The sequence below is a fragment of the Ruegeria sp. AL12 genome, assembly GCF_056540885.1.
The window spans coordinates 1,331,921-1,356,198 of sequence record NZ_JBQFXN010000001.1 but is presented as its reverse complement, the minus strand read 5'-3'; the positions used below and the strand labels follow the sequence as shown (position 1 = coordinate 1,356,198).

At 58.7% G+C, this 24,278-nt stretch carries 24 protein-coding genes, 1 pseudogene and 1 riboswitch; of the genes and pseudogenes, 13 read left to right on the top strand and 12 right to left on the bottom strand.

Features of this window, described 5'->3' with window-relative positions; genetic code table 11:
- The first annotated feature begins 34 nt into the window (after positions 1 to 34).
- From hflK to ACR0C6_RS06795, 4 genes are all read left to right on the top strand, one after another.
- Positions 35 to 1,177, top strand: coding sequence for an FtsH protease activity modulator HflK (gene hflK / locus ACR0C6_RS06810; RefSeq protein WP_152457589.1), 1,143 nt, complete (start codon positions 35 to 37; stop codon positions 1,175 to 1,177).
- A complete protein-coding gene (gene hflC / locus ACR0C6_RS06805; protein WP_152457590.1) occupies positions 1,177 to 2,073 on the top strand; it encodes a protease modulator HflC in 897 nt (298 codons plus the stop codon). Before hflK ends, hflC begins: the two co-directional genes overlap by 1 nt.
- Positions 2,073 to 2,267, top strand: coding sequence for a DUF2065 domain-containing protein (locus tag ACR0C6_RS06800; protein WP_152457591.1), 195 nt, complete (start codon positions 2,073 to 2,075; stop codon positions 2,265 to 2,267). The genes hflC and ACR0C6_RS06800 overlap by 1 nt, the downstream gene beginning before the upstream one ends.
- A 110-nt stretch (positions 2,268 to 2,377) precedes the next feature.
- Positions 2,378 to 3,892, top strand: coding sequence for a Do family serine endopeptidase (locus ACR0C6_RS06795; protein ID WP_480444775.1), 1,515 nt, complete (start codon positions 2,378 to 2,380; stop codon positions 3,890 to 3,892).
- A gap of 223 nt (positions 3,893 to 4,115) precedes the next feature.
- On the opposite strand, the gene ACR0C6_RS06790 is transcribed toward ACR0C6_RS06795, so the two are convergent.
- From ACR0C6_RS06790 to ACR0C6_RS06770, 5 genes are all read right to left on the bottom strand, one after another.
- Positions 4,116 to 4,784, bottom strand: a complete 669-nt coding sequence (locus ACR0C6_RS06790; RefSeq protein ID WP_171170683.1) for a Crp/Fnr family transcriptional regulator — start codon at positions 4,782 to 4,784, stop codon at positions 4,116 to 4,118.
- A gap of 115 nt (positions 4,785 to 4,899) precedes the next feature.
- Complete coding sequence (locus ACR0C6_RS06785) at positions 4,900 to 5,505, bottom strand: inner membrane-spanning protein YciB (protein ID WP_480444776.1); 606 nt, start codon at positions 5,503 to 5,505, stop codon at positions 4,900 to 4,902.
- A 16-nt stretch (positions 5,506 to 5,521) separates the two neighbouring features.
- A complete protein-coding gene (locus tag ACR0C6_RS06780) occupies positions 5,522 to 6,424 on the bottom strand; it encodes an EamA family transporter (RefSeq protein ID WP_171328829.1) in 903 nt (300 codons plus the stop codon).
- Positions 6,425 to 6,514: 90 nt separating this feature from the next.
- Positions 6,515 to 7,654, bottom strand: coding sequence for a signal recognition particle-docking protein FtsY (gene ftsY, locus ACR0C6_RS06775; RefSeq protein WP_480618710.1), 1,140 nt, complete (start codon positions 7,652 to 7,654; stop codon positions 6,515 to 6,517).
- Between the two features lie 58 nt (positions 7,655 to 7,712).
- The gene (locus ACR0C6_RS06770) at positions 7,713 to 8,351 is read right to left on the bottom strand and encodes a lysoplasmalogenase family protein (RefSeq protein ID WP_480618709.1); all 639 of its coding nucleotides are present in this window, start codon (positions 8,349 to 8,351) and stop codon (positions 7,713 to 7,715) included.
- Between the two features lie 140 nt (positions 8,352 to 8,491).
- Here ACR0C6_RS06770 and ACR0C6_RS06765 point away from each other — a divergent pair, with 140 nt between their 5' ends.
- Entirely contained in the window at positions 8,492 to 8,887 is a 396-nt protein-coding gene (locus ACR0C6_RS06765) for a hypothetical protein (protein ID WP_253283775.1), read from the top strand.
- Here the strand turns inward: ACR0C6_RS06765 and ACR0C6_RS06760 are convergent, their stop codons facing one another.
- From ACR0C6_RS06760 to xseA, 3 genes and pseudogenes are all read right to left on the bottom strand, one after another.
- The gene (locus ACR0C6_RS06760; protein WP_480618821.1) at positions 8,888 to 9,319 is read right to left on the bottom strand and encodes a glutathione binding-like protein; all 432 of its coding nucleotides are present in this window, start codon (positions 9,317 to 9,319) and stop codon (positions 8,888 to 8,890) included. It abuts the gene before it with no gap.
- Positions 9,305 to 9,493: pseudogene (locus tag ACR0C6_RS06755) on the bottom strand (glutathione S-transferase N-terminal domain-containing protein); the annotation flags it as partial. The gene ACR0C6_RS06760 and the pseudogene ACR0C6_RS06755, both read right to left, overlap by 15 nt.
- A 39-nt stretch (positions 9,494 to 9,532) precedes the next feature.
- A complete protein-coding gene (xseA, locus tag ACR0C6_RS06750) occupies positions 9,533 to 11,017 on the bottom strand; it encodes an exodeoxyribonuclease VII large subunit (protein WP_480618708.1) in 1,485 nt (494 codons plus the stop codon).
- A gap of 75 nt (positions 11,018 to 11,092) precedes the next feature.
- On the opposite strand from xseA, the gene purD reads away from it, so the two are divergent.
- On the top strand, positions 11,093 to 12,361 hold the full coding sequence (gene purD, locus ACR0C6_RS06745) for a phosphoribosylamine--glycine ligase (RefSeq protein WP_480618707.1): 1,269 nt from the start codon (positions 11,093 to 11,095) through the stop codon (positions 12,359 to 12,361).
- Positions 12,362 to 12,494: 133 nt separating this feature from the next.
- Here the strand turns inward: purD and ACR0C6_RS06740 are convergent, their stop codons facing one another.
- Positions 12,495 to 13,238 carry an FG-GAP repeat domain-containing protein gene (locus ACR0C6_RS06740; RefSeq protein ID WP_480618706.1) on the bottom strand — a complete coding sequence of 248 codons (744 nt, stop codon included), beginning with the start codon at positions 13,236 to 13,238 and terminating at the stop codon, positions 12,495 to 12,497.
- The gene (locus ACR0C6_RS06735) at positions 13,238 to 13,561 is read right to left on the bottom strand and encodes a 2Fe-2S iron-sulfur cluster-binding protein (protein WP_152457603.1); all 324 of its coding nucleotides are present in this window, start codon (positions 13,559 to 13,561) and stop codon (positions 13,238 to 13,240) included. Before ACR0C6_RS06735 ends, ACR0C6_RS06740 begins: the two co-directional genes overlap by 1 nt.
- A 127-nt stretch (positions 13,562 to 13,688) precedes the next feature.
- Between ACR0C6_RS06735 and ACR0C6_RS06730 the strand changes: the two genes are divergently transcribed.
- A complete protein-coding gene (locus ACR0C6_RS06730) occupies positions 13,689 to 14,081 on the top strand; it encodes an OB-fold nucleic acid binding domain-containing protein (RefSeq protein ID WP_152459842.1) in 393 nt (130 codons plus the stop codon).
- 225 nt (positions 14,082 to 14,306) lie between these two features.
- Complete coding sequence (locus ACR0C6_RS06725) at positions 14,307 to 14,693, top strand: hypothetical protein (RefSeq protein ID WP_171119571.1); 387 nt, start codon at positions 14,307 to 14,309, stop codon at positions 14,691 to 14,693.
- 69 nt (positions 14,694 to 14,762) lie between these two features.
- Here ACR0C6_RS06725 and ACR0C6_RS06720 read toward each other — a convergent pair whose 3' ends face one another.
- Entirely contained in the window at positions 14,763 to 15,461 is a 699-nt protein-coding gene (locus ACR0C6_RS06720) for a glutathione S-transferase N-terminal domain-containing protein (RefSeq protein ID WP_480444784.1), read from the bottom strand.
- 122 nt (positions 15,462 to 15,583) lie between these two features.
- Positions 15,584 to 15,661, top strand: a riboswitch (SAM riboswitch).
- Between the two features lie 62 nt (positions 15,662 to 15,723).
- On the opposite strand from ACR0C6_RS06720, the gene metZ reads away from it, so the two are divergent.
- From metZ to ACR0C6_RS06695, 5 genes are all read left to right on the top strand, one after another.
- Positions 15,724 to 16,929: an O-succinylhomoserine sulfhydrylase gene (gene metZ, locus ACR0C6_RS06715; RefSeq protein ID WP_480618705.1), complete on the top strand. Its 1,206-nt coding sequence runs from the start codon at positions 15,724 to 15,726 to the stop codon at positions 16,927 to 16,929.
- A gap of 232 nt (positions 16,930 to 17,161) precedes the next feature.
- A complete protein-coding gene (gene folE2, locus ACR0C6_RS06710) occupies positions 17,162 to 18,265 on the top strand; it encodes a GTP cyclohydrolase FolE2 (RefSeq protein WP_480618704.1) in 1,104 nt (367 codons plus the stop codon).
- 112 nt (positions 18,266 to 18,377) lie between these two features.
- Positions 18,378 to 19,322, top strand: a complete 945-nt coding sequence (locus ACR0C6_RS06705; RefSeq protein ID WP_480618703.1) for a hypothetical protein — start codon at positions 18,378 to 18,380, stop codon at positions 19,320 to 19,322.
- A gap of 52 nt (positions 19,323 to 19,374) precedes the next feature.
- Positions 19,375 to 20,823 (top strand): TrkH family potassium uptake protein, encoded by a 1,449-nt coding sequence (locus tag ACR0C6_RS06700; protein ID WP_152457609.1) that lies wholly within the window; start codon positions 19,375 to 19,377, stop codon positions 20,821 to 20,823.
- Complete coding sequence (locus ACR0C6_RS06695; protein WP_480618702.1) at positions 20,823 to 22,397, top strand: thiamine pyrophosphate-binding protein; 1,575 nt, start codon at positions 20,823 to 20,825, stop codon at positions 22,395 to 22,397. Before ACR0C6_RS06700 ends, ACR0C6_RS06695 begins: the two co-directional genes overlap by 1 nt.
- Before the next feature lie 52 nt (positions 22,398 to 22,449).
- Here ACR0C6_RS06695 and ACR0C6_RS06690 read toward each other — a convergent pair whose 3' ends face one another.
- The gene (locus tag ACR0C6_RS06690; protein ID WP_480444791.1) at positions 22,450 to 24,189 is read right to left on the bottom strand and encodes a serine protease; all 1,740 of its coding nucleotides are present in this window, start codon (positions 24,187 to 24,189) and stop codon (positions 22,450 to 22,452) included.
- Between the last annotated feature and the right edge of the window lie 89 nt (positions 24,190 to 24,278).

Sequence of the window (24,278 nt, the reverse complement as noted above, 5' to 3'; positions counted from 1 at the left end):
GATCACACGGGCCTAAACGAAGGAAATGATACATATGGCGGGCAACAGCGGTGGCCCCTGGGGGGGCGGAGGCTCTTCAGGAGGTGGAGGAAATCGGGGTAACAACGGGGACGGGCGACGCCCACCCGAAGGCGAAGGCCCGCAGATTCCCGAGATCGACGAGCTGATGAAAAAAGGCCAAGAGCAGCTGCGCGTCCTGATGGGCGGTCGCGGCGGCGGTGGCCGTGGTGGCAGCGGTGGTCAGGGCGGTGGAGGCCCGGCCTTTACTAAAGGTACAGTTGCGATTGGTCTGGTGGCGGCTGCCGTTTTGTGGGGGCTGGCCAGCTTTTATACTGTAAAACCGGAAGAACAGTCAGTTGAGCTGTTTCTGGGTGAGTTTTCTGCGGTTGGCAATCCGGGTCTGAACTTCGCGCCATGGCCGTTTGTCACTGCCGAGGTGATTCCGGTCACCCGCGAACAGACCGAAGATATGGGCGGAGCCCGGGGCAGCGACGATGGCCTCATGCTGACCGGCGACGAAAACGTGGTCGATATCGATTACCAGGTCGTCTGGAATATCAACGACCCGGCCAAGTTCCTGTTCAATCTGCGTGATCCGCGTCAGACGATCCGCGCCGTGTCGGAATCGGCGATGCGTGAGATTATCGCGCAGAGCGAGCTGGCACCAATCCTGAACCGGGATCGCGGCATCATTGCCGAGCGCCTGCAGGAACTGATCCAGACGACGATGGACAGCTACGATTCGGGTGTGAACATCATCCGCGTGAACTTCGACAAGGCCGACCCGCCGCAGGACGTGATCGCCGCCTTCCGCGATGTTCAGGCCGCCGCGCAGGAGCGTGATCGGCTGCAAAACGTCGCCGACGCCTACGCCAACCGGGTTTTGGCTGAGGCGCGCGGTGAAGCTGCCCAGGTACTGGAAGAAGCCGAAGCCTACCGCGCACAGCAGATCAACAGCGCCATGGGTGAGGCGAGCCGTTTCAGCGCGGTTCTGGAAGAATATTCCAAAGCGCCTGATGTGACTCGCAAACGTCTGTACCTGGAGCGGATGGAGCAGGTTCTGGGTGATGTCGACAAGATCATTCTGGACGAAAACTCGACCGGATCGGGGCAGGGCGTCGTACCTTACCTGCCGCTGAACGAACTGCGCCGCAATTCCGGACAGGAGAGCAACTGATGCGTAAAGCGACCTTTATTCTGCCGATCGTTTTCATCGCGATTGTTGGTGTACTGTCCTCGATCTTTATCGTGGATGAACGTGAGCGCGCGTTGGTTCTGCAATTTGGCCGCGTTGTTGCGGTCAAGGAAGAGCCGGGTCTGGCGTTCAAGATCCCGCTGATTCAGGAAGTTGTCCGCTATGACGACCGGATCCTGTCCATCGACGTTCAGCCGTTGGAGGTTACGCCTCTGGATGATCGCCGACTGGTGGTGGACGCTTTTGCCCGCTATCGAATTTCGGATCTGGAACAGTTCCGTCAGGCCGTTGGTGTCGGTGGTATTCCGGTCGCCGAAGACCGTCTGGATCGTATCCTGCGCGCTGAAACCCGCGAAGTACTGGGTTCGGTGTCCTCGCGTGACATCCTCAGTTCAGACCGTGCCGCGCTGATGCTGCGCATCCGCAATAGTGCGATTGCCGAGGCACGTGCGCTGGGCGTCAACGTGATCGACGTGCGCCTGAAGGCAACCGACCTGCCGCAGGCGAACCTCGAGGCAACCTTCGACCGGATGAAGGCTGAACGCGAACGTGAGGCAACCGACGAGCGCGCCCGCGGTAACGAAGCTGCACAACGTGTTCGCGCTCAGGCAGACCGTACCGTGGTCGAACTGGTCTCGGATGCCCGACGTGAGGCGGAAATCATCCGCGGTGAAGCTGACGCCGAACGCAACGCGATCTTTGCAGAAGCGTATGGTGCAGACCCGGAGTTCTTCGAGTTCTACCGTTCGCTGACCGCGTATGAAAATGCGCTGCAAGGTGGTAATAGCTCATTGATCCTGAGCCCGGATTCCGAGTTTTTCAACTACCTCGCTTCGCCAACCGGACGGCGAGCACCGGCGGCTGCGGCGTCTGAATAATGGGTATGATCCTTCTGGCTTTCGGGCTGGTACTGATTGTCGAGGGGCTGGCCTATGCGCTGGCCCCTTCGCTTATCGAGCGGATGCTTGAAGCCTTGCGGGACATGCCAGAGCAAGCCCGGCGCCTGGTCGGATTGCTATGCGTGATCAGCGGTTTGGTCCTGCTTTGGGGCGCGCAACAATTGGGATTTTGACGCTGTGGTTTCACTTGCTGGTGATTTCGCTGCGATCCCGAGTTGCTCGTGGGGGCAAACTGACTACATTGGTTTGTAAGAAAGGCCGAGAACAAGCGGTCTTGGCGTGAATGTCGACAAGGAGAGCTCAAGTGCAGGCGAAAGCGCGCAGTGTATCCGTCCGGTGGGACGAAGTGAGTGTTTGGATGCGGCTGATGTGGCTGGCTTTTGCAGGTTCACTGCTGTTGCTGGCGCAATCGGTTGCGGCGCAGGCCAAAAGTGAAAGTTTGGCACCGCTGGCCGAGGAAATCAGCCCGGCAGTAGTGAACATTACCACCAGCACTTTGATCGAAGGCCAAACTGGACCGCAAGGTATTGTTCCTGAAGGCTCTCCGTTCGAGGATTTCTTTCGCGAGTTTCAGGATCGCAACGGTGACAACGGTGACAACGCGCCGCGCAGAAGCAACGCGCTGGGATCTGGGTTCGTGATCTCGGAAGATGGCTTTATCGTCACAAACAACCATGTGATCGCCGAAGCTGATGAGATACTTGTGGAATTCTTCCCCGGCGATGGCCAACCCAAGAAAGAGCTGGTGGCCAAGGTTATCGGAACGGATGAGAAAACCGATATCGCGCTGCTCAAGGTCGAGGCTTCGGGCCCACTAAAATATGTGAAATTCGGCGACAGCGACGTAGCACGTGTGGGTGACTGGGTTATCGCCATGGGCAACCCGCTTGGGCAAGGCTTTTCGGTATCGGCAGGGATCGTTTCAGCACGCAACCGAGCGCTGAGCGGAACCTATGACGATTACATTCAAACGGACGCGGCGATCAACCGGGGCAACTCGGGCGGACCGCTGTTCAACATGGACGGCGAAGTGATCGGAGTTAACACCGCAATCCTTTCGCCCAACGGCGGTTCAATCGGCATCGGTTTCTCGATGGCGTCGAATGTTGTCGTAAAAGTCGTGGATCAATTGCGCAAATATGGCGAGACCCGCCGCGGTTGGTTGGGCGTCCGTATTCAGGACGTAACCGAGGACATGGCCGAGGCCATGGGCCTGGAAAAGCCGGGCGGGGCGCTGATCAGCGATGTACCGGACGGCCCCGCCAAGGAAGCTGGGTTGAAGGCGGGTGACGTGATCCTCAGCTTTGATGGCGTCGAGGTGGAAGACACCCGAGGTCTGGTGCGTCAGGTCGGCGAAGCAGAAGTTGGCAAGTCGGTCAGAGTGGTCGTGCACCGCGACGGCGGAACCCAGACCGTACTTGTGACACTGGGGCGTCGGGAAGATGCGGAACGCGCTGACACTGGCGAGGAGGAACCGCAGGAAGCTCCGATTGAAGAGAACGCGGATATTCTGGGCCTGACGATTTCCCCCCTGAACGATACGCTGCGTGCAGATTTGGGTCTGGATGGTGATGCAGACGGCCTTGTGATTACAGATGTCGATGAAGCATCTGAGGCGTATGCCAAGGGAATGCGGGCAGGTGATCTGATCACCGAAGCAGGCCAGCAAAAGGTGGAAACCATCGGAGATCTCGAAGCCCGCATGGAAGAATCGCGCGAAGCTGGTCGCAAATCTCTGCTGCTGTTGGTGCGCAGGGGCGGCGATCCGCGTTTTGTGGCGCTGAGCCTCGAGAACTGATTGAACAGGCCGGGAAAACCTCCCGGCCTTTTTTCTGATTGCGGGCCAGACCAGGTATCACTGATGCGCCAAAAAAATGAGCCATACGCAGTGATTGCGTATGGCTCAGATACAGGGAGAGGTCAGTGGACAGATATCGGGGATGATTCTCTGACCTCCTACGGTAACAATCTCACGTTAGGTCAAAGCGTAATCGATGGTCTGTGAACCAGATCACACCGGATCAAATAAGATCTGAATCAGCCAATTCTCGCAGGGCTTCAAAGTCCTGGATCAGCAAACCACCTCGAGAGGCTTCGACCATGTTGTCGCGTTTCCAGATCGAGATGGTTTTGGATACTGCCTCGCGTGTGGCACCGACAAATTCGGCCAGTTCGCTCTGCGACAGGGTGATGCGCGCGGCCGGGTCGTCCTGCAAACTGGACAGGTGCAGCAGCTTGCGGGCCAGCCGAATAGGCATGGGCAGAAAGACCTGCTCGTTCAATTGCAATCCCATCCATCGCATCCGCAATCCGGCCAGACGGATCATATCCACGGCAAGGTCTGGCTGTTGTCTGATCTGGTTCATAACGTCGTTGCGGCGCACGCGCAGTACACGCGACTTTTCTGCCGCCGCAATGGTGGCCGTACGCGGACCATTGTCGAACAACGCGATTTCACCGAAGACTTCGCCGGGGCGCATCAAGGTAAGTGTCAGTTTGCGGCCGCTCATTGCCAGAAAGGAAACCTCTAACGTGCCTTCCAAAATGGCATAGAGAGAGTCGCCCTCGTCACCTTGTTCAAAAAGTATTTCACCTTGGGACAGAGATATTTCGGTCGCCTGCGCCGAAAGCATTTCTCTGAGCCCGTCGGAAGCTTCGGCAAGGAAGCCGCTGGTGGGAAAGGCCGTCATGTATGCACCGATCTTGGGCAGGGTATGAGAGTGGGTGGTGGCACAACTTCCCATAGCTGGGCGCTCAAGCCAAGAATTTTGTTTGTTTTGGCAGGTCTGGCGGGTGTAAAGGCCGCTATTTCTGCTCGGGATCGTCCATATAGCGTTGCAGAATGCTGAACTGAAGCATCAGGAAGGCCATCAGCGCGATGGGAAAGCCGAAGGTCTCGATCTTGACCCACAGATCCGTCGACATGGTGCGCCAGACGAATTCGTTTGCGGCGGCCAGAACGGCGAAACAAGCACACAGACGGCGCGTGAGTATCATCCAGCCTTCGTGTTTCATCGGCAGCATTTCGTCCAGAACATAGGCCAGGTAGGATTTCTTTTGCATCAGACCGATGCCGAGGATCAGGGCAAACAGACCATAGACAAGTGTGGTTTTCATCTTGAAGAACCGCTCGTCGTTGAACCAGGCTGTGAGACCGCCGAAGAAAATCACCATGATGGCCGTGAAGATCTGCATCCGGCTGAGTTTGCCGGTCAAATACCATAGGATACCCATTGCCACCAGCATCAGGGGGACAAAGATAATCGTGGCGATAATGAAGCCGGAATACTCGATGCCGCCGATCAGAAAGCTGTCGTCGCGCAGGCGCAGGTAGATGAAGAAGAAGGCCAGCGGGGGGCCAAGTTCCAGAACCTGTTTCAGAAACGGGTTGATGTCTTTTTTGCCTGTCATCTGTACTTCCTGCTGCTTATCCGCCCATTTCAACTATTACGGCGCCAAGTGCAATCAATGCCATCAGGGCAATGCGTCTTGGGCCAACCGTTTCCTTTAGCACAAGCCAGCCGATCAGCGCAGCGAAGACTGTTGAGGTTTCGCGCAGAACGGCTGCTTCACCGACTTTGTCCAGCCGGGTGGCCAGCATGATCGCCCCGAAGGACAAAGGGGCGATGATACCGCCAGCGAGGCCGCGCAGCATCAGCGGACCAGGCGCAGGTCTGTGCGCCATCGCGCGCCACCTGAGAAATGCGTAGATCGGCATGGCCGCGCCGTCGATCATGAAGAACCAGGCCAGAAAGGTGAACGGATCGGCGGTGGCGCGAATGCCATAGGCGTCATAGGTGGTGTACAGGGCCACAAACAGGCCAGTGATGATCGCCAGTGTCAGCGCGATGCCTAGCGTATCCCTGTTGGTTTCCAGGAACCTGAAGTTGTAGGCAGCCAACCCGAAAATCCCCGCCAGCAAGGTGGCCACGCCCAGCCATTGAACGGCCGAGAATGTTTCGCCGAACAGAAGATAGGCACCGATGACCGTGAACAGCGGGCCCGTCCCGCGCACCACCGGATAGACGACGGTGTAAGAGCCTTTGGTATATGCCATGGCTTGCAGTGTCTTGTAGGCGATGTGGATCAGCCAGACGAGCGCGAAGATCGGCCACATATGAGGTTCGGGCCAGGGCACCACGAAAAAGGCGAAGGGGGCGGCCATGAGGCAATAGCAGGCGTCGATCGCGCCGCGGGACAGCCATGGGTCATGCCTGCCTTTTTGCAATGCACCGAAGACCGCGTGCAGGAACGCCGCCATCAAAGCCAGCACCAATGCCAGCTGGTGTCCGGCTTCGGTGCCTTCGAGAGAGATCAGCCAGTCGCTCAAATACGCGGACCTTTTGCGGAGCGGAGAGGGTGGGGGGCTGTCTGCCCCCCACACTCCCCGAGGATATTTGGGGCCAGATGAAGCCTGGGATCAGCCTTTGTCGAGACCGGTGAGGGCGGCGGCGAATTCTTCGGGGTCGAAAGGGGCAAGGTCGTCGATCTGTTCGCCGACGCCGATCGCGTGGATGGGCAACCCGAATTTATCTGCCAGGGCAACAAGAACACCGCCCTTGGCCGTGCCGTCCAGCTTGGTCATGACCAGACCGGAAACGTCCGCCAGATTGCGGAACGTTTCCACCTGGCTCAGCGCGTTCTGTCCGGTGGTGGCGTCGAGTACGAGCAAGGTGTTGTGCGGAGCAGTGTCATCAACCTTGCGGATGACGCGGACGATTTTGGCCAGTTCCTCCATCAGGTCGGTGCGGTTTTGCAGGCGGCCCGCCGTATCTATCATCAGCAGATCGGCGCCCTCTGCCTGTGCACGGGTCAGCGCGTCAAAGGCGAGGCTGGCGGGGTCCGAGCCTTCGGGGGCGGTCAGAACCGGAACTCCGGCGCGATCACCCCAGACCTGCAACTGTTCCACGGCCGCGGCGCGGAAGGTATCGCCGGCGGCGATGACGACCTTTTTGCCGGCCTCTTTGAACTGGCTGGCCAGTTTTCCAATTGTCGTGGTCTTGCCCGAGCCGTTGACGCCGACGACCAGCACCACTTGTGGCCGTTTGGTATAGATCGGCAGAGGCTTGGCCACAGGCTCCATCACGCGGGCGATTTCTTGTGCCAGAAGTTGCTTGATCTCTGTGGTCGACAGTTTGCGGCCAAAGCGGCCCTCAGCCATGTTAGACGTGACCCGCAAGGCCGTGTCGACGCCCATGTCCGAGGCGATCAGCAGCTCTTCGAGCTGTTCCAGCATGTCATCGTCCAGGGTGCGGCGCATTTCCGTGACGGCGCCTCGATTGAACAGGCGGTTCAGGATACCCTTGGATTCCGGTATTTCCGGCGGTGGAGCGACAGGCGTGGGGTCAGCCGGGATCGGTGCCGGCGGTTCAACCGGTTGCGGTGCCGGGGCAGGCTCTGGCACTTTCGGAACGGGTTGCGGATCGGGCTGCGGCTGGGGGATCACCGGGTCCGGAGCCGCCGTTTTCTCGCCGCCATCCTCGACGATGGCTTCCAGCCCTTCTTCAAGACGAGATGAAGATTTGAACAGCTTGTCCTTTAGCTTTGAGAAAAACGCCATACTTGGTCTCCACAGGTGTTCCCTTCACCTAATGCGGATTTGCGGCAGTTGCAAAGGGTCACGCAAATGCAAGGACAAAGCCAAGCTGAGCACCCCAGTAAAGGGGCCATACGAGATAGGGCGTCACCTTGAGGGCCGGATGGTGCGGCGGCAGCAGGAACTTCTCGGTTGCGAGGATTAGATCTGACGCGATGAAGGCCATGGCGGCGGGAAACGCCCACCGAAGGGGACCGGCATCTGGCAGTGCCAGCACCGTGACCCCCATGCCAAGAATGATGGGGATATAGGCCAGAACGGGCCCCTTCAGGTCTCCGGCGCGGGGCGCGAGCAATGTGGCCATGATGATGCCCAGAATGATCAAAGACCATACAATCACAGGCGCGCCGAGGATCAGCCCGGCAGAACTGATCGGCAGTGTCAGGAACAGAGCGATATAGGCCAGATGCCCGGCGGCAAATGCGGCGATGCCCGTCATGAAGGTGGCATCTGTTTCGCGCGACAGCAGCGCGTCGCCTGTCGCACAAAGAGCGAGGGCAAGAACCAACAGCCAAGGCCCACCGTTCATGATGGCCGTGACCGCCAATAGGGCGACCGATGCGGTTTTCAGTACAGTGCGCAAAGAACCGGCGGGCCGGGAGGTCAGCGGCAGGTACCCAAGGGCACAGCCAAAGGCGATCCAGAACAGTAGGGTTGGCATGTCATCTCCTCGCCGGTTCAGAATAATCTGATCTGGGGCGTGGCGTGAAATCAACCGCTTACGTTGAGTTAAGTGCTATGTGATGACACCGGTTCAACAGGCGAATGGCATGACCGAAGCGCTTCTGACAAAATGGAAACATGTTCAGGTTCCTGATGATTCTCGTGACTTTTGCCGCACATTCCGTGGCGGCACAAACGCCCCTGTCTGGCTCGGAGTTCGACAAGTATACGCAGGGCAAAACTCTGTTTTACGGGTTCGAAGGTCAGATTTACGGGGTGGAGCGGTATCTTCCGAACCGTCGTGTGATCTGGTCTTTTCTCGACGGGAATTGCAAGGAAGGTATCTGGTATCAGCAGGGTGAGCAGATCTGCTTTGTCTACGAAGACAGGTTGGATCCGCAATGCTGGGTTTTCACTCAATCCGGTGGCGGTTTGATTGCGCAGTTCGAAGGCAATCCGCAAGCGACCGAGCTGTATGAGGCAGAGGATCTTGGGGAAGAAATGGTTTGTTACGGGCCGGACGTTGGCGTTTGATCAGTTGGCGCGCAGCTCATCATAATTGATCATGACATGGGTTTGGTAAGCTGTTCTGTCCGTCAACCCTTCATAATAGCGGCGCAAGCTGGGCAGTGATGCGCGCGAAACATCGATGTCATAGTAGCGATAGAGTATGTGTCCCAACTGGATATCGGCCAAAGTCAGGCAGGAACCGCACAGGAAAGTGTTTTCGGAAAGTTGCGCATCGGCGATTGTCAGCGTGTTCTCTAGCGCTGTGACGGCCGTTTCGATCGCTTGGTGATCGCGCTCTGCCTGCGGGGTTCGCACGACCCGCCAGAACACAGGTACCGTGAAGGCCATCGCGATATTGATCTTGGCCCATTCCGCCCATTTGTCCACTTCGGCTTGCCGGGTCGGATCGCGTGGCCAGAAATCATCCGCTCCGTACATGGAGGCAAGGTAGCGCAGGATCGGCCCCGTCTCCCACAGCGGGGGATTTGGGCCGTCCTGTATCACGGGGATGGTGCCGTTCGGGTTCAGCTTGCGAAACTCATCGGTGTCCAGCAGGCCGAACCTGTGCCCGGCATCGTGGCGCTGAAACTCCAGCGCCAGCTCACCGACGCACCACATCAGGGCCTGTACATTGGATGATGTCCTTCAGCCCCAGATGGTCAACATGGCTTAGAACAGTGATCCCTGATCCGGGGTGTCCGGCCTGGGTTTCTTCGAGGGTGATTTCGCGCCCGGGCCGGTGCTGAGAACACCATCGGCGAATTCGATCTCGAGCGCCGTTTGTTTGGCGGCCTGAGTCTTGGTGGTGATCACATTCCCTTCGGCCCGGACGACTGCGTATCCGCGGTCCAAAGTGGCTTTGTAGCTCAGCGTCTCGCGCAGGCGGTCCGTCGCTTCGAGTTGCTGTTTGAGGCGGTCCAGTCGCGTGGTTTGGGCCGTGTGCATTCGATCGCGCAAACGATCGAGGTTTTGGCGCTGTTGATCGATTTCCCTTTGGATCGGTCGCAAGGACAGGCGCGATGACAGGTTGCGCAGCGATTCCTGTCGCGTCGATATCAAGCTTCGCAGGGTCGAGGGGCGCAGATGAGCAGACAATTCCACCACTTGCAGGCGACGGTTCTGAACCCCGCGGATCAAGGCGGGTGTGAGGCGATCTGCAATCAAATCAAGGCGTTGCCTTGGTGTGTTCAACAGGCTGTCCGGGCGCGGCAGGGCGCGGGACAGATCGCGCAGCCTTTGCGTTCGGCGTTGGACGGCATCCGTTGCCGCGCGGGATAGGCGCGCAGCTTGCTCTTCGGTCCAGGCAAGCAGTTCCATGCGCACCGGAACGGCCAGTTCGGCGGCCGCGGTGGGCGTCGGCGCGCGCTGGTCCGACACGAAATCAATCAGGGTGGTGTCGGTTTCATGCCCAACGGCCGAGATCAACGGTATGTCCGACGCGGCTGCGGCGCGGGCGACGATCTCTTCATTGAAGCCCCAGAGGTCTTCGATCGATCCGCCGCCACGGGCGACGATGATCAGGTCGGGCCGCGGCAACGCGCCGCCGGGTGTAAGTTGGTTGAAGCCTTCGATGGCGCGGGCGACCTCGGGGGCGCAGTTGGCCCCTTGAACCGCCACAGGCCAGATCAGCACCTTGCGCGGAAACCTGTCCCTGAGCCGATGCAGAATGTCGCGGATCACTGCACCGGAAGGGGATGTCACAACGCCAATGATCTGCGGCAGGTACGGCAGGGGTTTCTTGCGTTCAGGTGCGAACAGACCTTCGGATTCCAGTTGTTTCTTGCGCTTCTCCAGCAGCGCCATGAGCGCGCCCTGACCCGCGACGGAAACCTCATCAACGTTCAGGTTGTATTTGGATTGCGCCCCGAAAGCGGTAAGGCGGCCGGTGACGACGACCTCCAACCCTTCTTCGGGCACAACGGACAGGCCGGAAATCTGACCTTTCCACGTGGTGCAGGCCAAAACGTTCCGGTCATCCTTGATGTCGTAATACAGATGCCCGGATCGGGCTTTGAACACGCGCCCAACCTCACCGCGCACGCGGATTCGGCCGAATGAGCCTTCGAGCGTCCGTTTCACCTCACCCGAAATTTCGGACACTGTGTATTCAGGGGTGTTTTGGCCGGGAATCGGGTCATCAAGCAGGTCGGACATTTCAGCGCCTTGTTTCAAATGCGCGCCCAGCTTAGAACGCCGCGCAGGCAAGGCCAAGCAGATCGGAGAGCTTTCATGAATATCCTCATTCTCGGCAGCGGAGGGCGCGAACACAGCCTGGCATGGGCAGTGCTGCAAAACCCCAAATGTGATCGCCTGATCGTTGCTCCGGGGAATGCGGGGATCGCGCAGATCGCGGATTGTGCCGCTCTGGATATTGAAAACGGCGGGGCTGTTGTCGGCTTTGCCGAAGAAAATGCAATTGATTTCGTGATCGTCGGGCCCGAGGCGCCTTTGGCGGCCGGGGTGGCTGATCGGTTGCGCGAAGCCGGAGTGTTGGTTTTTGGGCCCTCAGCCGAGGCGGCGAAGCTGGAAGCGTCGAAAAGCTTTACCAAGGAAATCTGCGACGCGGCCAACGCCCCCACCGCAGCTTATGCCCGGTTTACCGAGGCTGAGCCTGCCAAAGCCTATATCCGCGAACAGGGCGCACCGATTGTGGTCAAGGCCGATGGTCTGGCCGCGGGCAAGGGCGTTATCGTTGCGATGGACGAAAAGACCGCACTGGACGCCATTGACGACATGTTTGGCGGTGCGTTTGGTGGTGCTGGTGCGGAAGTCGTCATTGAAGAATTCATGGATGGCGAAGAAGCCTCGCTGTTCGTTCTGTGTGATGGTGAGGACATTCTTTCTGTCGGGACGGCCCAGGATCACAAACGGGTTGGCGAGGGCGATACCGGGCTGAACACGGGCGGGATGGGCGCGTATTCTCCGGCGCCGGTGTTGAGCGAAGAGGTGGAAGCGCGCGCGATGGAAGAGATCGTGCGCCCTACCATCGCCGAGATGAAGCGCCGGGGAACGCCGTTTCAGGGCGTTCTTTATGCAGGTTTGATGATCAAGGACGGGCAGCCAAGGCTGGTTGAATACAACGTCCGCTTCGGTGATCCGGAATGTCAGGTGTTGATGATGAGGTTGGGCGCGCAGGCGATGGACCTGATGCACGCCGCCGCCGAAGGCAGGTTGGGTGAGATGCGGGTGAATTGGGCGGATGACCATGCCATCACGGTGGTAATGGCGGCCAATGGCTATCCGGGTGCTTACAAGAAAGGCACTGCGATCAAAGGGCTCGAAGGCCTGCCCGAAGACAGCCGGAACATGGTGTTCCACGCTGGTACAAAGAGTGTCGATGGACAGGTGGTTGCATCGGGCGGGCGCGTGCTGAACGTGACCGCCCGTGGGAACACGCTGCAAGAGGCGCGCGACCGGGCCTATGAAATGGTTGAAGCTGTGGATTGGCCTGACGGGTTTTACCGGCGCGATATCGGATGGCGTGCTTTGGAAGGTTGACGGGGCAGGGGGGTGCCCCCTCGGCCTTGCGGCTTCCCGGCGCTGCGCGTGTTCGCGGTCGAAATCGTCCACTGGACGAATTCCTTTCAACCGCTCACGCCCCGGGATATTTTTGGCCAGATGAAGAGGCGGATCAGCAGTTCAGGGCTTGGGCAAGGCTTTTGCGGCCGTTGAACGGGCCCCGGTCGGATATGATCCAGCCGTTGTCGTAGAAGACGCTGACGATCCGCGTCCAGTCGGCGCTGGCCACGATCAATTCCGGGCGGTCGCCGCAGATGCGCAGGCCACCGGAAATGAAATCTTCACCGATCCTGTGGTTGGTCAATCCGGGCAGAGCCGCGATTTCGCTCAGGGCGTTGTCTTTGTAGCGCCAGATGCGCAGGGTTTTGGCAAGGTGCGGACGATCGATATAGGCGATCTCGACATGTCCGTCGCCGTCCAGGTCGGCTGCCCCGATCGGGGCGAGCCAGCGAAATCGGGTGCCAATATGAGGCGTGGCCGCGATCTTGTCTCCGGCGGCGTCGTAGATCGCAAGTTGAGCCCCTGATTTGTCGCGGGATTCAACGACAATTGCTTCGCGCGCGCCGTCCAGGTTGACGTCTGCCAAACGCGGAGCGAGGTCTTCGAACACGCGATCCTGCGGCAGTCGAACAATTACGACCGTAGTTTCGGTCGTGAGTTCCACCGCGCCATATTCGATCGTGTCACCCAGGACGCCATGGGCGTAGCGGGTGGTTGGTTCTGTGAAGCGGGCGTCGTTGATGGTTTCCGCCGCGTCAGCCGGTTGCAGCGTGAGCCAAAGTCCGAAAGATAGCAAAGCGCCGCGTGCCCGAGATTGCCAAAAGCGGCGGGGCAGGCGCGGCGCATCGTTGTGCATCAGATCTGCTTTTCGGGCATCTGAACGACCAGACCGTCCAGCGCGTCGGTGACCTTGATCTGGCAGGTCAGGCGCGAGCGGGCCGGGTCGGGCTCATAGGCAAAGTCCAGCATGTCTTCTTCCATGTCATCCTTGGCCGGGATTTTCTCGACCCAGTCGGGGTGGACGTAGACATGGCAGGTCGAGCAGGCGCAGGCGCCGCCGCAATCGGCCTCGATGCCGGGAATGTTGTTGTCACGGGCCCCTTCCATGACGGTCAGTCCGTTGGCGACCTCGACTGTGTGTTCGGTACCGCCGTGCTCGACATAGGTGATCTTTGCCATTGCGTGCGTCTTCCTTTTGCGATGTTCGATTTCTTCCTTAGTGAAGGCATTTAGGTCTTTCCAGCCTCATTTGCGACTCAGCGCGCCGTGTCTGGACTTTCTTGTGTTTTGTTCTATTTTTGTTCTTATGCTTGTTACACCCATTCGCCCTGTGGTTTCAAACCGGGATTGGCCGCGCCCGCCGTCCTGCCTACCTTCCAGCCAACTGGATTCCCCGCCCGAGGGCGCGCGCGTGGCTGTGGCCGGGCTTGTGATCCTGCGGCAGAGGCCGGGGACGGCCAAGGGCGTGATCTTTCTGACGCTTGAAGATGAGACCGGGATCGTGAATGTGGTGGTCTGGCGCAAAATCTACGAACGGTTCCGCCGTGCGGTGATTTCGGGGCGTTTGCTGAAGGTGACGGGCCGGATGCAGCGGGCGCATTCAGTGACCCATGTGATTGCGGAAGAAATCGAGGATATTTCGGGGATGCTGGATATGCTGGTGCAGGGCGCAGGGGCGGCCTGCCGTGACGGACAATAGCGAGCGGCTGCCTTGCCGCCTTGCGCACAGCAAGACCTGTGCGCTGATGAATGTCGGTAAGTTTCCGCATATCACGCTGGGTCAAAGGCGCTTTTCCGCCAATTCGGCATTGGCCGGTCGACTCTTTGATGCCGTGTTAGTACTGCGGGCATCTCTATGCGTCGGCCTGTGTCTGAACGCAGGCGCGACGGCACGCTACTCAACATCTTCTCAGAGTCAGTTCAGATGCCCGAAGTAACACGAAATGGATCGTTCGAAAAAACCGTCCAGCTGGATGAGAGCCAGATTGCCGGTCGCCTTGGCGAGCTGTTGGAGCATACGCGTTCAAAAGGATACGTGCATACCGCCAGAATGATCGAGGAAGCATTGAGTGCCCACTCTTTCGAGCGCAGACACCTTGGGAACACCCAAAAATACCTCTCGGAATTGCAGCGTCTAAAGCGCAAAGAGATGACACGCTTGGTGCGGGAAACGGATGGGAAGAAGCAAGCGGCTTTTGTCCTGACGCCCCGGATGCGCGTTGACCACAGAAATCCTGCCGCGCTGCGCAGTGGTGCTTGGAGGAACACCCCGATGCCTTTCCCGGCGGAACCCGAATTCAAGTTTCGCTAGCCGAACCAGCCGTGGCCAGGGCGGACAGGGCTGATGATCCGCATCAATCCAAACGGGTTTTCAACGCAGTCATCGTTTGAACAAGACCTCCTGCGCCTGTTTGTCACGATTGTCTCCTCGTAGCTCTGCGTGCAGAGCGCGCCCGGCCTGAACACCGGGGCGGGCGCCGACGGTCTTCAGCCAGCGCGCAAAGTGGGGTTTGTCCTCCAGCACTTGCTGCTGCCCTTCCCACAGGCTGGCCCAGCCCCAGATCGACATGTCTGCAATCGAATAGAAATTTCCGGCAACGTATTCGTTCTCGGCCAGCCGTCTGTCGAGCACCCCGTACAGACGACCGACCTCGGCCCGGTAACGATCTTTGGCATAGGGCAGGTCCTGTGGCGGGTTCAGTTGCGGGGCGTATTTCAGGAAGTGATGCGCCTGACCGGCCATCGGCCCAAGGCCGCCCATCTGCCACATCAGCCATTCTTCGACGGCGATCCGATCACGCTCGGTCTTGCCATAGAACCGCCCGGTCTTGCGGGCCAGATACATCAGAATTGCCCCGCTTTCAAAAACCGAGATCGGTGCACCATCCGGCCCGTCAGGGTCCACGATTGCGGGCATCCGGTTGTTCGGGGCGATCTTCAGGAACTGCGGGTCGAACTGATCGCCCTTTCCGATATTGACCAGATGCGTGGTGTAGGGCAGCTCCATCTCTTCCAGGGCGATGGACACTTTCCAGCCGTTCGGTGTGGGCCAGAAGTACAGATCAATCGGGTCGGCCATGTGTTCTCCTGATGTTGAAGGGATCATGCGGGTTTCTGCCGGTTCGGCAAGGGCCGCTTACGAAAGCGTGACCAAAATGCAGGCCGGGCTTGACCGCAAACCGCCCGAGGCGTATTGCGATCCTGAAGCTTCGTGGCGATTTGTTACCGGATTGCGGGCCACGCTAAACAACACCGCTAAAAGGTCAGGATGAAAGACCCCTTTCGCTTGGCCGCGTCTGGGGTTTTTTGTTTGCCTCCGCCGGAGGCTGAAAGGGAATGAGATGAGCGAGAACTGGAACAAACGCACCCAAGCCGTCCATGGCGGTGTCCGCCGCAGTCAGTACAACGAGGTGAGCGAGGCGATATTCCTGACACAGGGCTTTGTGTACGAAACTGCCGAACAGGCAGAAGCCCGGTTTCTGGAATGCGGCCCTGATGAGTTCATCTATGCCCGCTATGGCAACCCGACGGTCTCGATGTTCGAACAGCGCATCGCGGCCCTTGAAGGTGGCGAGGATGCGTTTGCGACGGCTTCGGGCATGGCGGCGGTGAACGGTGCGCTGACCTCGATGCTGAGGGCAGGGGACCATGTTGTTTCAGCAAAGGCACTGTTCGGGTCCTGCCTGTACATTCTGGAAAACATCCTGACCCGTTTTGGCGTCGAGGTGACTTTTGTGGACGGTACCGATCTGGAGCAATGGCAGGCAGCGATCCGCCCGGACACCAAGGCGGTCTTCTTCGAGTCGATGTCGAACCCGACTCTTGAAGTGATCGACATCGCATCCGTGTCCAAGTTGGCCCACGCCGTTGGGGCGATTGTGGTGGTGGACAACGTGTTTTCGACGCCCGTCTTTTCGCGCGCGATAGAACAGGGCGCGGATGTGGTCGTTTATTCGGCGACCAAGCATATTGACGGACAGGGCCGTGCGCTGGGCGGCGTCATCATCGGCACCAGGGATTTCATCCGCGGAACCGTCGAGCCGTATCTGAAGCATACCGGCGGCGCGCTCAGCCCGTTCAATGCCTGGGTCATGCTCAAAGGTCTGGAAACCATGGCGCTGCGCGTCAATGCGCAGGCCGACAGTGCACAACGGATCGCAGAGGCGCTGGAAGGGCATCACGCGTTGGCGCGCACCCTTTACCCCGGCTTGAAGACCCACGCGCAAAATGCTCTGGTTCAATCGCAACTTGGTGGAAACGGCGGGACTGTATTGTCCTTGGATGTCAAGGGCGGCAAGGACGCGGCTTTTGCTTTCCTCAATGCGCTGACCATTCCTGTGATCTCGAACAATCTGGGCGATGCCAAGTCGATCGCAACGCACCCGGCGACCACAACGCACCAGCGTCTGAGCGATGCGCAGAAGGACGAGTTGGGCATTACGCCGGGCCTGATCCGTTTTTCCGTTGGCCTGGAAGACGCCGGAGACCTGCTGGCAGACATCCAGCAGGCATTGGAGGCTTCGCAGAAGCAAACAGCAGCACAGTGACAAGCCTCTTACCACTAGGGGTCGTCGCGTTATCTGTGAACGCGGCGTCTTTCCGGGTGGTGTTCGCGGTTGAAGCCTGGCCTTTGTGTCTGCGAAAGGCGTATTTCGTTGCAGAATGACGGTTTTGCGCCGGTTTTTTCAATCCGGACTGCTATTGCCTGCGTATTGGGTTAAACTGGTAAATCACCTGCAGTCGTATATATTTCTACGACCAATCGAGGAACCGCAGCCGATGAACATCCACCCGCGCGACATTGATGAGACTCCGGATCAGGAAAAAGCCGCCGAGGCCCTGAAAGTTCTGCGGCAATGGGCGGAATCTGCGACGGCATCCGAGATCACCCAGCTGGATCCGGCTATTGCGCGGCTGGTGCCCGGCCTGACGCAGGTGAACTATCCTTCGCTTTCGCGCGAGTACCCGGAGGGTTTCTCGGTTGACGCGAATTACCGCGCGTCTTTGCCCGACTTGCAAAACGGCCCGTCCAGCTTGATACGCGGTGCCAAACAACAGATTCAGCATGTTGGCATCTCGAACTTTCGCCTGCCGATCCGTTTCCATCGGAAAGATGGGGAAGACCTGACGCTTGAGACGTCTGTTACGGGCACCGTCAGCCTTGAGGCCGAGAAAAAGGGCATCAATATGTCCCGGATCATGCGGTCTTTTTACAAACATGCCGAGCGTACATTCAGCTTCGAAGTGATGCAGGCGGCGCTTGACGACTACATGAACGACCTGGACAGCTTCGACGCTCGTATCCAAATGCGGTTTTCTTACCCCGACAAGGTCAAGAGCCTGAGATCAGGTCTGGAAGGATATCAATATTACGACATCGCTCTGGAACTGGTGGAGTCGGGCGGTGTGCGCCAGAAGATCATGCACCTGGACTATGTCTATTCCTCGACCTGCCCGTGCTCTCTGGAGTTGAGCGAACATGCCCGTGTCATGCGGAGACAATTGGCAACACCGCATTCGCAACGATCTGTCGCGCGAATTTCCGTGGTCGTGGATTGCGATGCCGATTGTCTTTGGTTCGAAGACCTGATCGAGTTGTGCCGACGCGCGGTGCCGACCGAAACTCAGGTCATGGTCAAACGTGAAGACGAACAGGCTTTTGCCGAGTTGAACGCAGCCAATCCGATTTTTGTCGAAGATGCGGCGCGCTTGTTCTGCGCCGAATTGCTGGCAGATCATCATGTTGGTGATTTCCGGATAATAGCCAGCCATCAGGAAAGCCTGCATAGCCACGACGCTGTGTCGATTCTGACCGAAGGCCCAACCTTTGCGGCATCCAGCTTGGATCCAAGACTGTTCAACACTTTGTTTCACGTTGGGTGAACACCGCCGTGTAAGCGATTAGGATTTAATCAGAGATTGCGGCGGTAGGCGCTCTTTTGCCGCAATGCAGCAAAAATGCTGCATTTGCGCAGTCGTTTGTTATATATCTATCGTGAATGCAGCAGCTGGATGCTTGCCATTTGTTTGGCTGGCCGCCCCGAAAAGGATGCCGAGACGTGAGACGCCTTGGACTGCAAGACCGCGACCACCGTTCGAGAAATCGAAGAGGGCAAGGCGTTTTATCCATCACATTTGGGCTGCATCGTTATTACAGGAGAAGCATGTAATGAATCCGATTACCCAACCGCTGGAGTTTCAAGCTGCGGCAATTCGCATGGCTGGTTACGCAATGGTCAACCAGATGAAGATCATGCAGATCGTGGCCCGTTCAGCGTTCGAATTGCCGATGGCTCCTGTGCAAGCGTTGCACGTGGCTGCGGCGTCCCCGGAAAAGCCGGTGGAAAAGACGACAATCAAGGCAAAAGCCACTGCGCCGCGTGTGCCAAAACCTGCCGTCAAAAAGACTGCAGCAGTGAAAAAAACCGTAACGAAGGTCACCGCCGGCAAACCTGAGCTCAAACCTGCGGAGTTTTCCGCGAAGCCGCGCGCCGCCGTCACGCCAAAGGCTGAACCTGCGGCGATAGCAAAGCCCGCACCAAGACCAGCACCCAAATCGGCGCCGCAGCCAAAAACAGAACCGAAACCGGCCGCAGCTGTTGCAAAAAACGCCAAACCGGCTGCGCGGAACGCGACTGCAACCACGCCTTCCTCTGGCGAGTCGGCCCCGGCAAAAAAACCTCGTACCAGACCGGCGGCTTCTGCGACCAAGGCACCTGCTGCGCGTGCCAAAGCCGCAAAGCCTATTGAACAAACCGTTTTGACCCGAGCAAAAACCGCGCCCCTTGCGCCCAAAGCAGAACGTCAGAAGCCGGCGCCCGCTGCCGCGCAGTCAAAACCTGCGGCATCGGCAGAACAATCAAAACCGCAGGCGCGCAAAACGCGACCGCCGTCAAAACCGCCCGCAATGCCGGGGGCAGATACCAAAACAGACACGTAAACCGGGATCATCTGCTTGACACGGTCGGGCTGGCGCGCCAACGCTGCGCGTTATGATGGATCTTCGCCCGGTCGGATATGTGATTGGCTTGCTGGTCGCCATTCTTGGGGCGACCATGCTGTTTCCTATGCTCGCGGACATTATCGAAGGTCGCGGCGAATGGAATGTGTTCCTGGAAAGCGCGATAATCACAATGCTGACCGGATCCGTCCTGGCGATGAGTTGCTCGAACGGTGTGGGCGAGGGGCTGACCATCCGGCAGACCTTTTTGCTGACAACCGGCGTGTGGGTCGCGCTGCCGGTGTTTGGTGCAATCCCGTTTCTGTTCGGTGAAACCGAGCTGCGTTTTGTCGATGCCTATTTTGAGGCGATGTCAGGCCTTACGACGACCGGTTCGACCGTGATATCAGGGTTGGACACGCTGCCAAAGGGCCTTTTGTTGTGGCGCGGTATCCTGCAATGGCTGGGAGGCATCGGTATCATCGTCGTCGCGATGGTATTCCTGCCCGAATTGCGGGTTGGTGGCATGCAAATCTTCCGCTCGGAAGGGTTTGAGACCATGGGAAAAATTCTGCCTCGCGCGCAGGAGATTGCGGGGCAGATTTCCCTGATCTACGTCTTCCTGACTCTTGTGTGCGTGCTGGTCTATGCCGCGTTTGGGATGAGCTTTTTCGACGCGTTAGTGCATGCTTTCACGACGGTGTCCACGGGCGGTTTTTCGAACTATGATGCCTCGTTTGGAACATTTTCAGGCCCGGCCGAATATGCTGCATCCGTCTTCATGATACTGGCTGCTCTTCCCTTTGTGCGCTATGTCCAGTTGGCCAATGGTCATACGGCGTCGTTATGGAAAGACAGTCAAATCCGGGCATTTCTGGCGACCATTCTGGTTCTGGTTGTCATCATGTCAGTCTTTCTGACCTCGGTCTTTCCGCATCATTGGGAACAGGCGTTCCGCGAGTCACTGTTCAACATCACCTCGATCATCTCGGGGACAGGATATGCCAGTGTCGATTACATGGGTTGGGGCAGCTTTCCGATCATGCTGTTTTTCCTGATCGGATTGATCGGTGGATGCGCGGGGTCGACTGCGTGCTCGATCAAGGTTTTTCGCTATCAGTTGCTGTTCGCCTCAATCAAAAGCCAGATCAAACGGATCCGGTCCCCGCATGGCGTGTTCATGCCGCTCTATGATGGAAGGCCGGTCGGACGGGACGTTCTGACATCGGTGATGAGCTTTTTCATGTTTTTCGTTTTGTCGATGGGGGTGTTGTCTTGGGCGTTGGCACTGACAGGTCTGGATTTCATTACATCCGTTTCCGGGGCCGCGACAGCGCTGGCGAACGTTGGACCGGGTCTCGGCGATCAGATCGGACCGGCGGGTAATTTTGCTGGTCTCAACGATACGGCCAAATGGCTGCTTACAACTGGAATGCTGGTCGGGCGGCTCGAGCTTTTAGCGGTATACGCAATCTTCACCGTTCAATTCTGGAGAGGCTGATGAAAAGACCCCTTGGCGCGCAAATCTCGCATATGCTCAAGGATCGTGGCGTGGATGTGATTTTCGGTATACCGGGCGTCCACAACCAGGACATGTATCGTGGTATCGAAGAGGCCGGCATCACGCATGTTCTGGCCCGGCACGAGCAGGGGGCCGGATTCATGGCTGATGGTTACGCGCGCGCAACCGGTCGCCCCGGCGTCGCCTATGTGATCACCGGCCCCGGTTTGTGCAACATCATGACCCCGATCGGACAGGCCTACAGCGACTCGGTTCCGATGCTGATTCTGTCCTCTTGTCTGGATGAAACGCAGGCTGTCCGGGGTCAGTTGCACCAGATGAAAGATCAACGTGCTGCCGCCGGTACGGTTGCGGATTGGTCCGTACAGGCCAACTCCGCCGAAGCTGCCTATGGGCTGATAGAACGGGCGTTTGAAGAATTCGAGCTTTCTCGCCCGCGCCCCAAGCACATTCAGGTGCCCATCGCGCAGTTGCAGGCCGAGGCCGACTCCGCGCCGTTCCCCAACCAGCCTGCGCTGCGCACCAAAGCCTTGCCGCCTGACGTGTCATCGGTCGTGTCCATGTTGAACCTTGCCCGCAGGCCGCTGTTCATCCTAGGTGGCGGATGCAGGTCGAATGATTGGCGTCAGATTTTGACACAGCTGGGGGCGGCCTGTTTTACCACTTATGCCGGGCGCGGGCTGCCGGGCGCAAATTATCCGCTGGACTTCGGGTCCATGTTGCCACGTCCCGGCAGCGCCGAGGTAATCGCGTCGGCGGATCTGGTCGTTGCGGTGGGGGCCGAGCTGGGCGAGGTCGATTTGTGGCGGCAGGATTTGGGGCACAAGGCGACCTTGATACGCGTCGACCTCGACCCCGAAGTTCATTCCGATCGCCATCGCGCCGCCATCAAGCTGCAAGTCGACAGCCAGAGCTTTGCCCGCGCCTTGTGGCACGCAACCCAGGACATGAAACCAGCAACAGGCTGGTCACCCGAGGAAGTCGCCGAGATGCGCGTCCGCTGGCGTGCCGAGGTGGATGCAGAGCGGCCCGGAATCGTGCCGATCGCGGATGCTTTGCGCGCTGCCATGCCGGCCGACACCATGATCTATTCGGACATGACGCAGTTTGCCTATGTCGCCAAAGAGGTATGGGACATGGCCTATCCTCATCACTGGCATCATCCGACGGGGTTTGGCACTCTTGGCTATGGGTTGCCCGCCAGTATTGGCGGGGCGGTTGCCCGGCGCGGCAAACCCACGGCGGTAATCGCCGGGGATTACGGGTTCCATTACACGATGCAGGAACTGGGCGTGGCGGTTGAGTTGGGATTGTCGCTTCCGATCATTCTATGGGACAATGGCAAACTGAAGGAAATCGAGGACAGTATGGTGCGCAGCCAGATCGCGCCCAACGCGGTCATGGCGCATAATCCCGATTTCTGCAAACTTGCCGAAGCCTTTGGTGCGCGCTCCTCGGCGCCTTCGAATGTGGCAGAGATGCAAAGTGCAGTAAGGGCCGCATTCGATGCGCCTGTGCCGACCTTGATCCACGTGACACCTGATATTCTGTAACGAAAAAGCGCCGCACTTTCATGCGGCGCTTTTTTGTTGAGGTGCTGTCGGATCAATCCCAGCAGTGAACCAGAACCGTCATGCCGGTTGCGCGCCGGTTCAACTCATTGGGTGATATCTGTATGGTTTCTTCGCTCGATTGACCGGACACTCCGGCCTCTGCAAGAATTTCGGTCAACCGATCAACGGTGGCCGCAAGGCTGACCGAAGCGGGCAGGGTGCGCCCTTTGGACGGTGTGGGCAACAACATTCCGACGACGTTGCCGCTGTCATTGAAGACGGGGCCACCCGCATCGCCGGGTTGAGCGTTCAGCGCCAGACGCTTGACGCCGGTCTCACCGTTCAGTCCTCGAACGTCCGCGACCTGCCCGTAGGTCAGGGTGGGGCCACCCAACGCGCCCTGATAGGAAAAGCCGGACACGGCCACCTCTGACTTGATGCGCGGCTTGGCGGCACTGAACGCAGCGACGCTCATGGGGGCGAGTGTCTTTGCAGGGCGCAGGACTGCCACGCCGAGTTCAGGGTCCGTCAGGGCCAGTTGAACCTCTTGATCACCATCCAGCGTGATCCGCGTGCAGCTGTCCGCGGCCTCGGAAACCGTCAGTACTGTCCCGTTCTCATCCGCGAAAAAGCCAGAGCGCGTCAGCCGGGGTTTGCGGACCTGAAGGCCCGACACCAGATCGATGCGCTGTTCTGCGGATGCACCGGCGGCAGCATCCAGAACCGCATCCGTCGTGCTGAAGCTGGATGTCATCGCTGACAGAACTCGCAGGCGACGTGCCTCGTCTCCTTCGGGCCAGACAAGGGTGAAGCCCTTGATTTTTCCATCGGCCAATTGCGCTTGCGTAACGGACACTTTGCCGTTGCCGCGTCCTTCAAGGGTAAACCGGTCACGGCCCAATTCACGAGGGCCATTCAGCGGAACGATCTCAAGCGATTGCATCACCTCGTAAAGCGCGCGGAGCGTGTTCTTGTCCCCCTCCTGGCTGATCAGCAGCGCCTTGGCGTTCAGGTCAGAGGTGCTTTTGAAATGTGCGAAGGGGGCCTCATAGCGATCAAGGCTGACAGCGCCCAGAGGCATGTCGAGCACGATCCCGGCCTTGTCGTCGGAATACCGCTCCATTCCGACAGAGATCAGCGGCGCGTTGTAGTCATCCATCAGGGCCTTGCGCTGCAACGTCGTCAGAACACCCGTGGCGTCAAACCCGTTATAGCGCTGCCAATCGCTCATCGAACGGCGGGTGCCTTGCCCGAACGCACCATCAATGGTCGAGTTGTAAAACCCCGCCGCGCGCAGAGCCGTTTGCAGATCCTTGCGTTCCTGCGCGGTCAATAGACGTTCGGACTGAAGCGCCTGCGCACGGGTTTCATCCGAATCCTGTGGTGTGGCGACTGCCGGAGCCTCTTCCGGTTGTGCCGCTTGTTCAATTGGTGCCGCGACGGTGCCACGGTTCAGAACGTTTGCCCCGATGGGCCAGAACTGTTGCCCCATCGCGCTGGAAAACGCGATGTAGCTGTCGCGCGGGATCTGGCCTTCGGCCCGATAGACGCGCAGCACCTGTTCGGCGTCGGTCCGCGCATAGGGGCCGATCACGATCGCGTACCAGCCGCTGTTCAGGCGAAACCCGTTCACGTCCGGCAAAGCACTGGCATAGGCCTGTGCCCGTTCCTGCGCTTCGCGCAGTGATGGCTGGGCCTCGACCTGGACCCAAACGCCGGGATCTTGTTGTGCGGTTGCGGCGCGCAGGCCGACCAGAAGAAACAATAGGATTGCTGAAAATACGCGTGTCATAGTCTGCCCGTTTTATGCAGTGTTCGTGCTTTGGCGCAGAATACGCGAATTCATTTGCGAAACGCCATGCCGCGAATGCGGGGAATTTC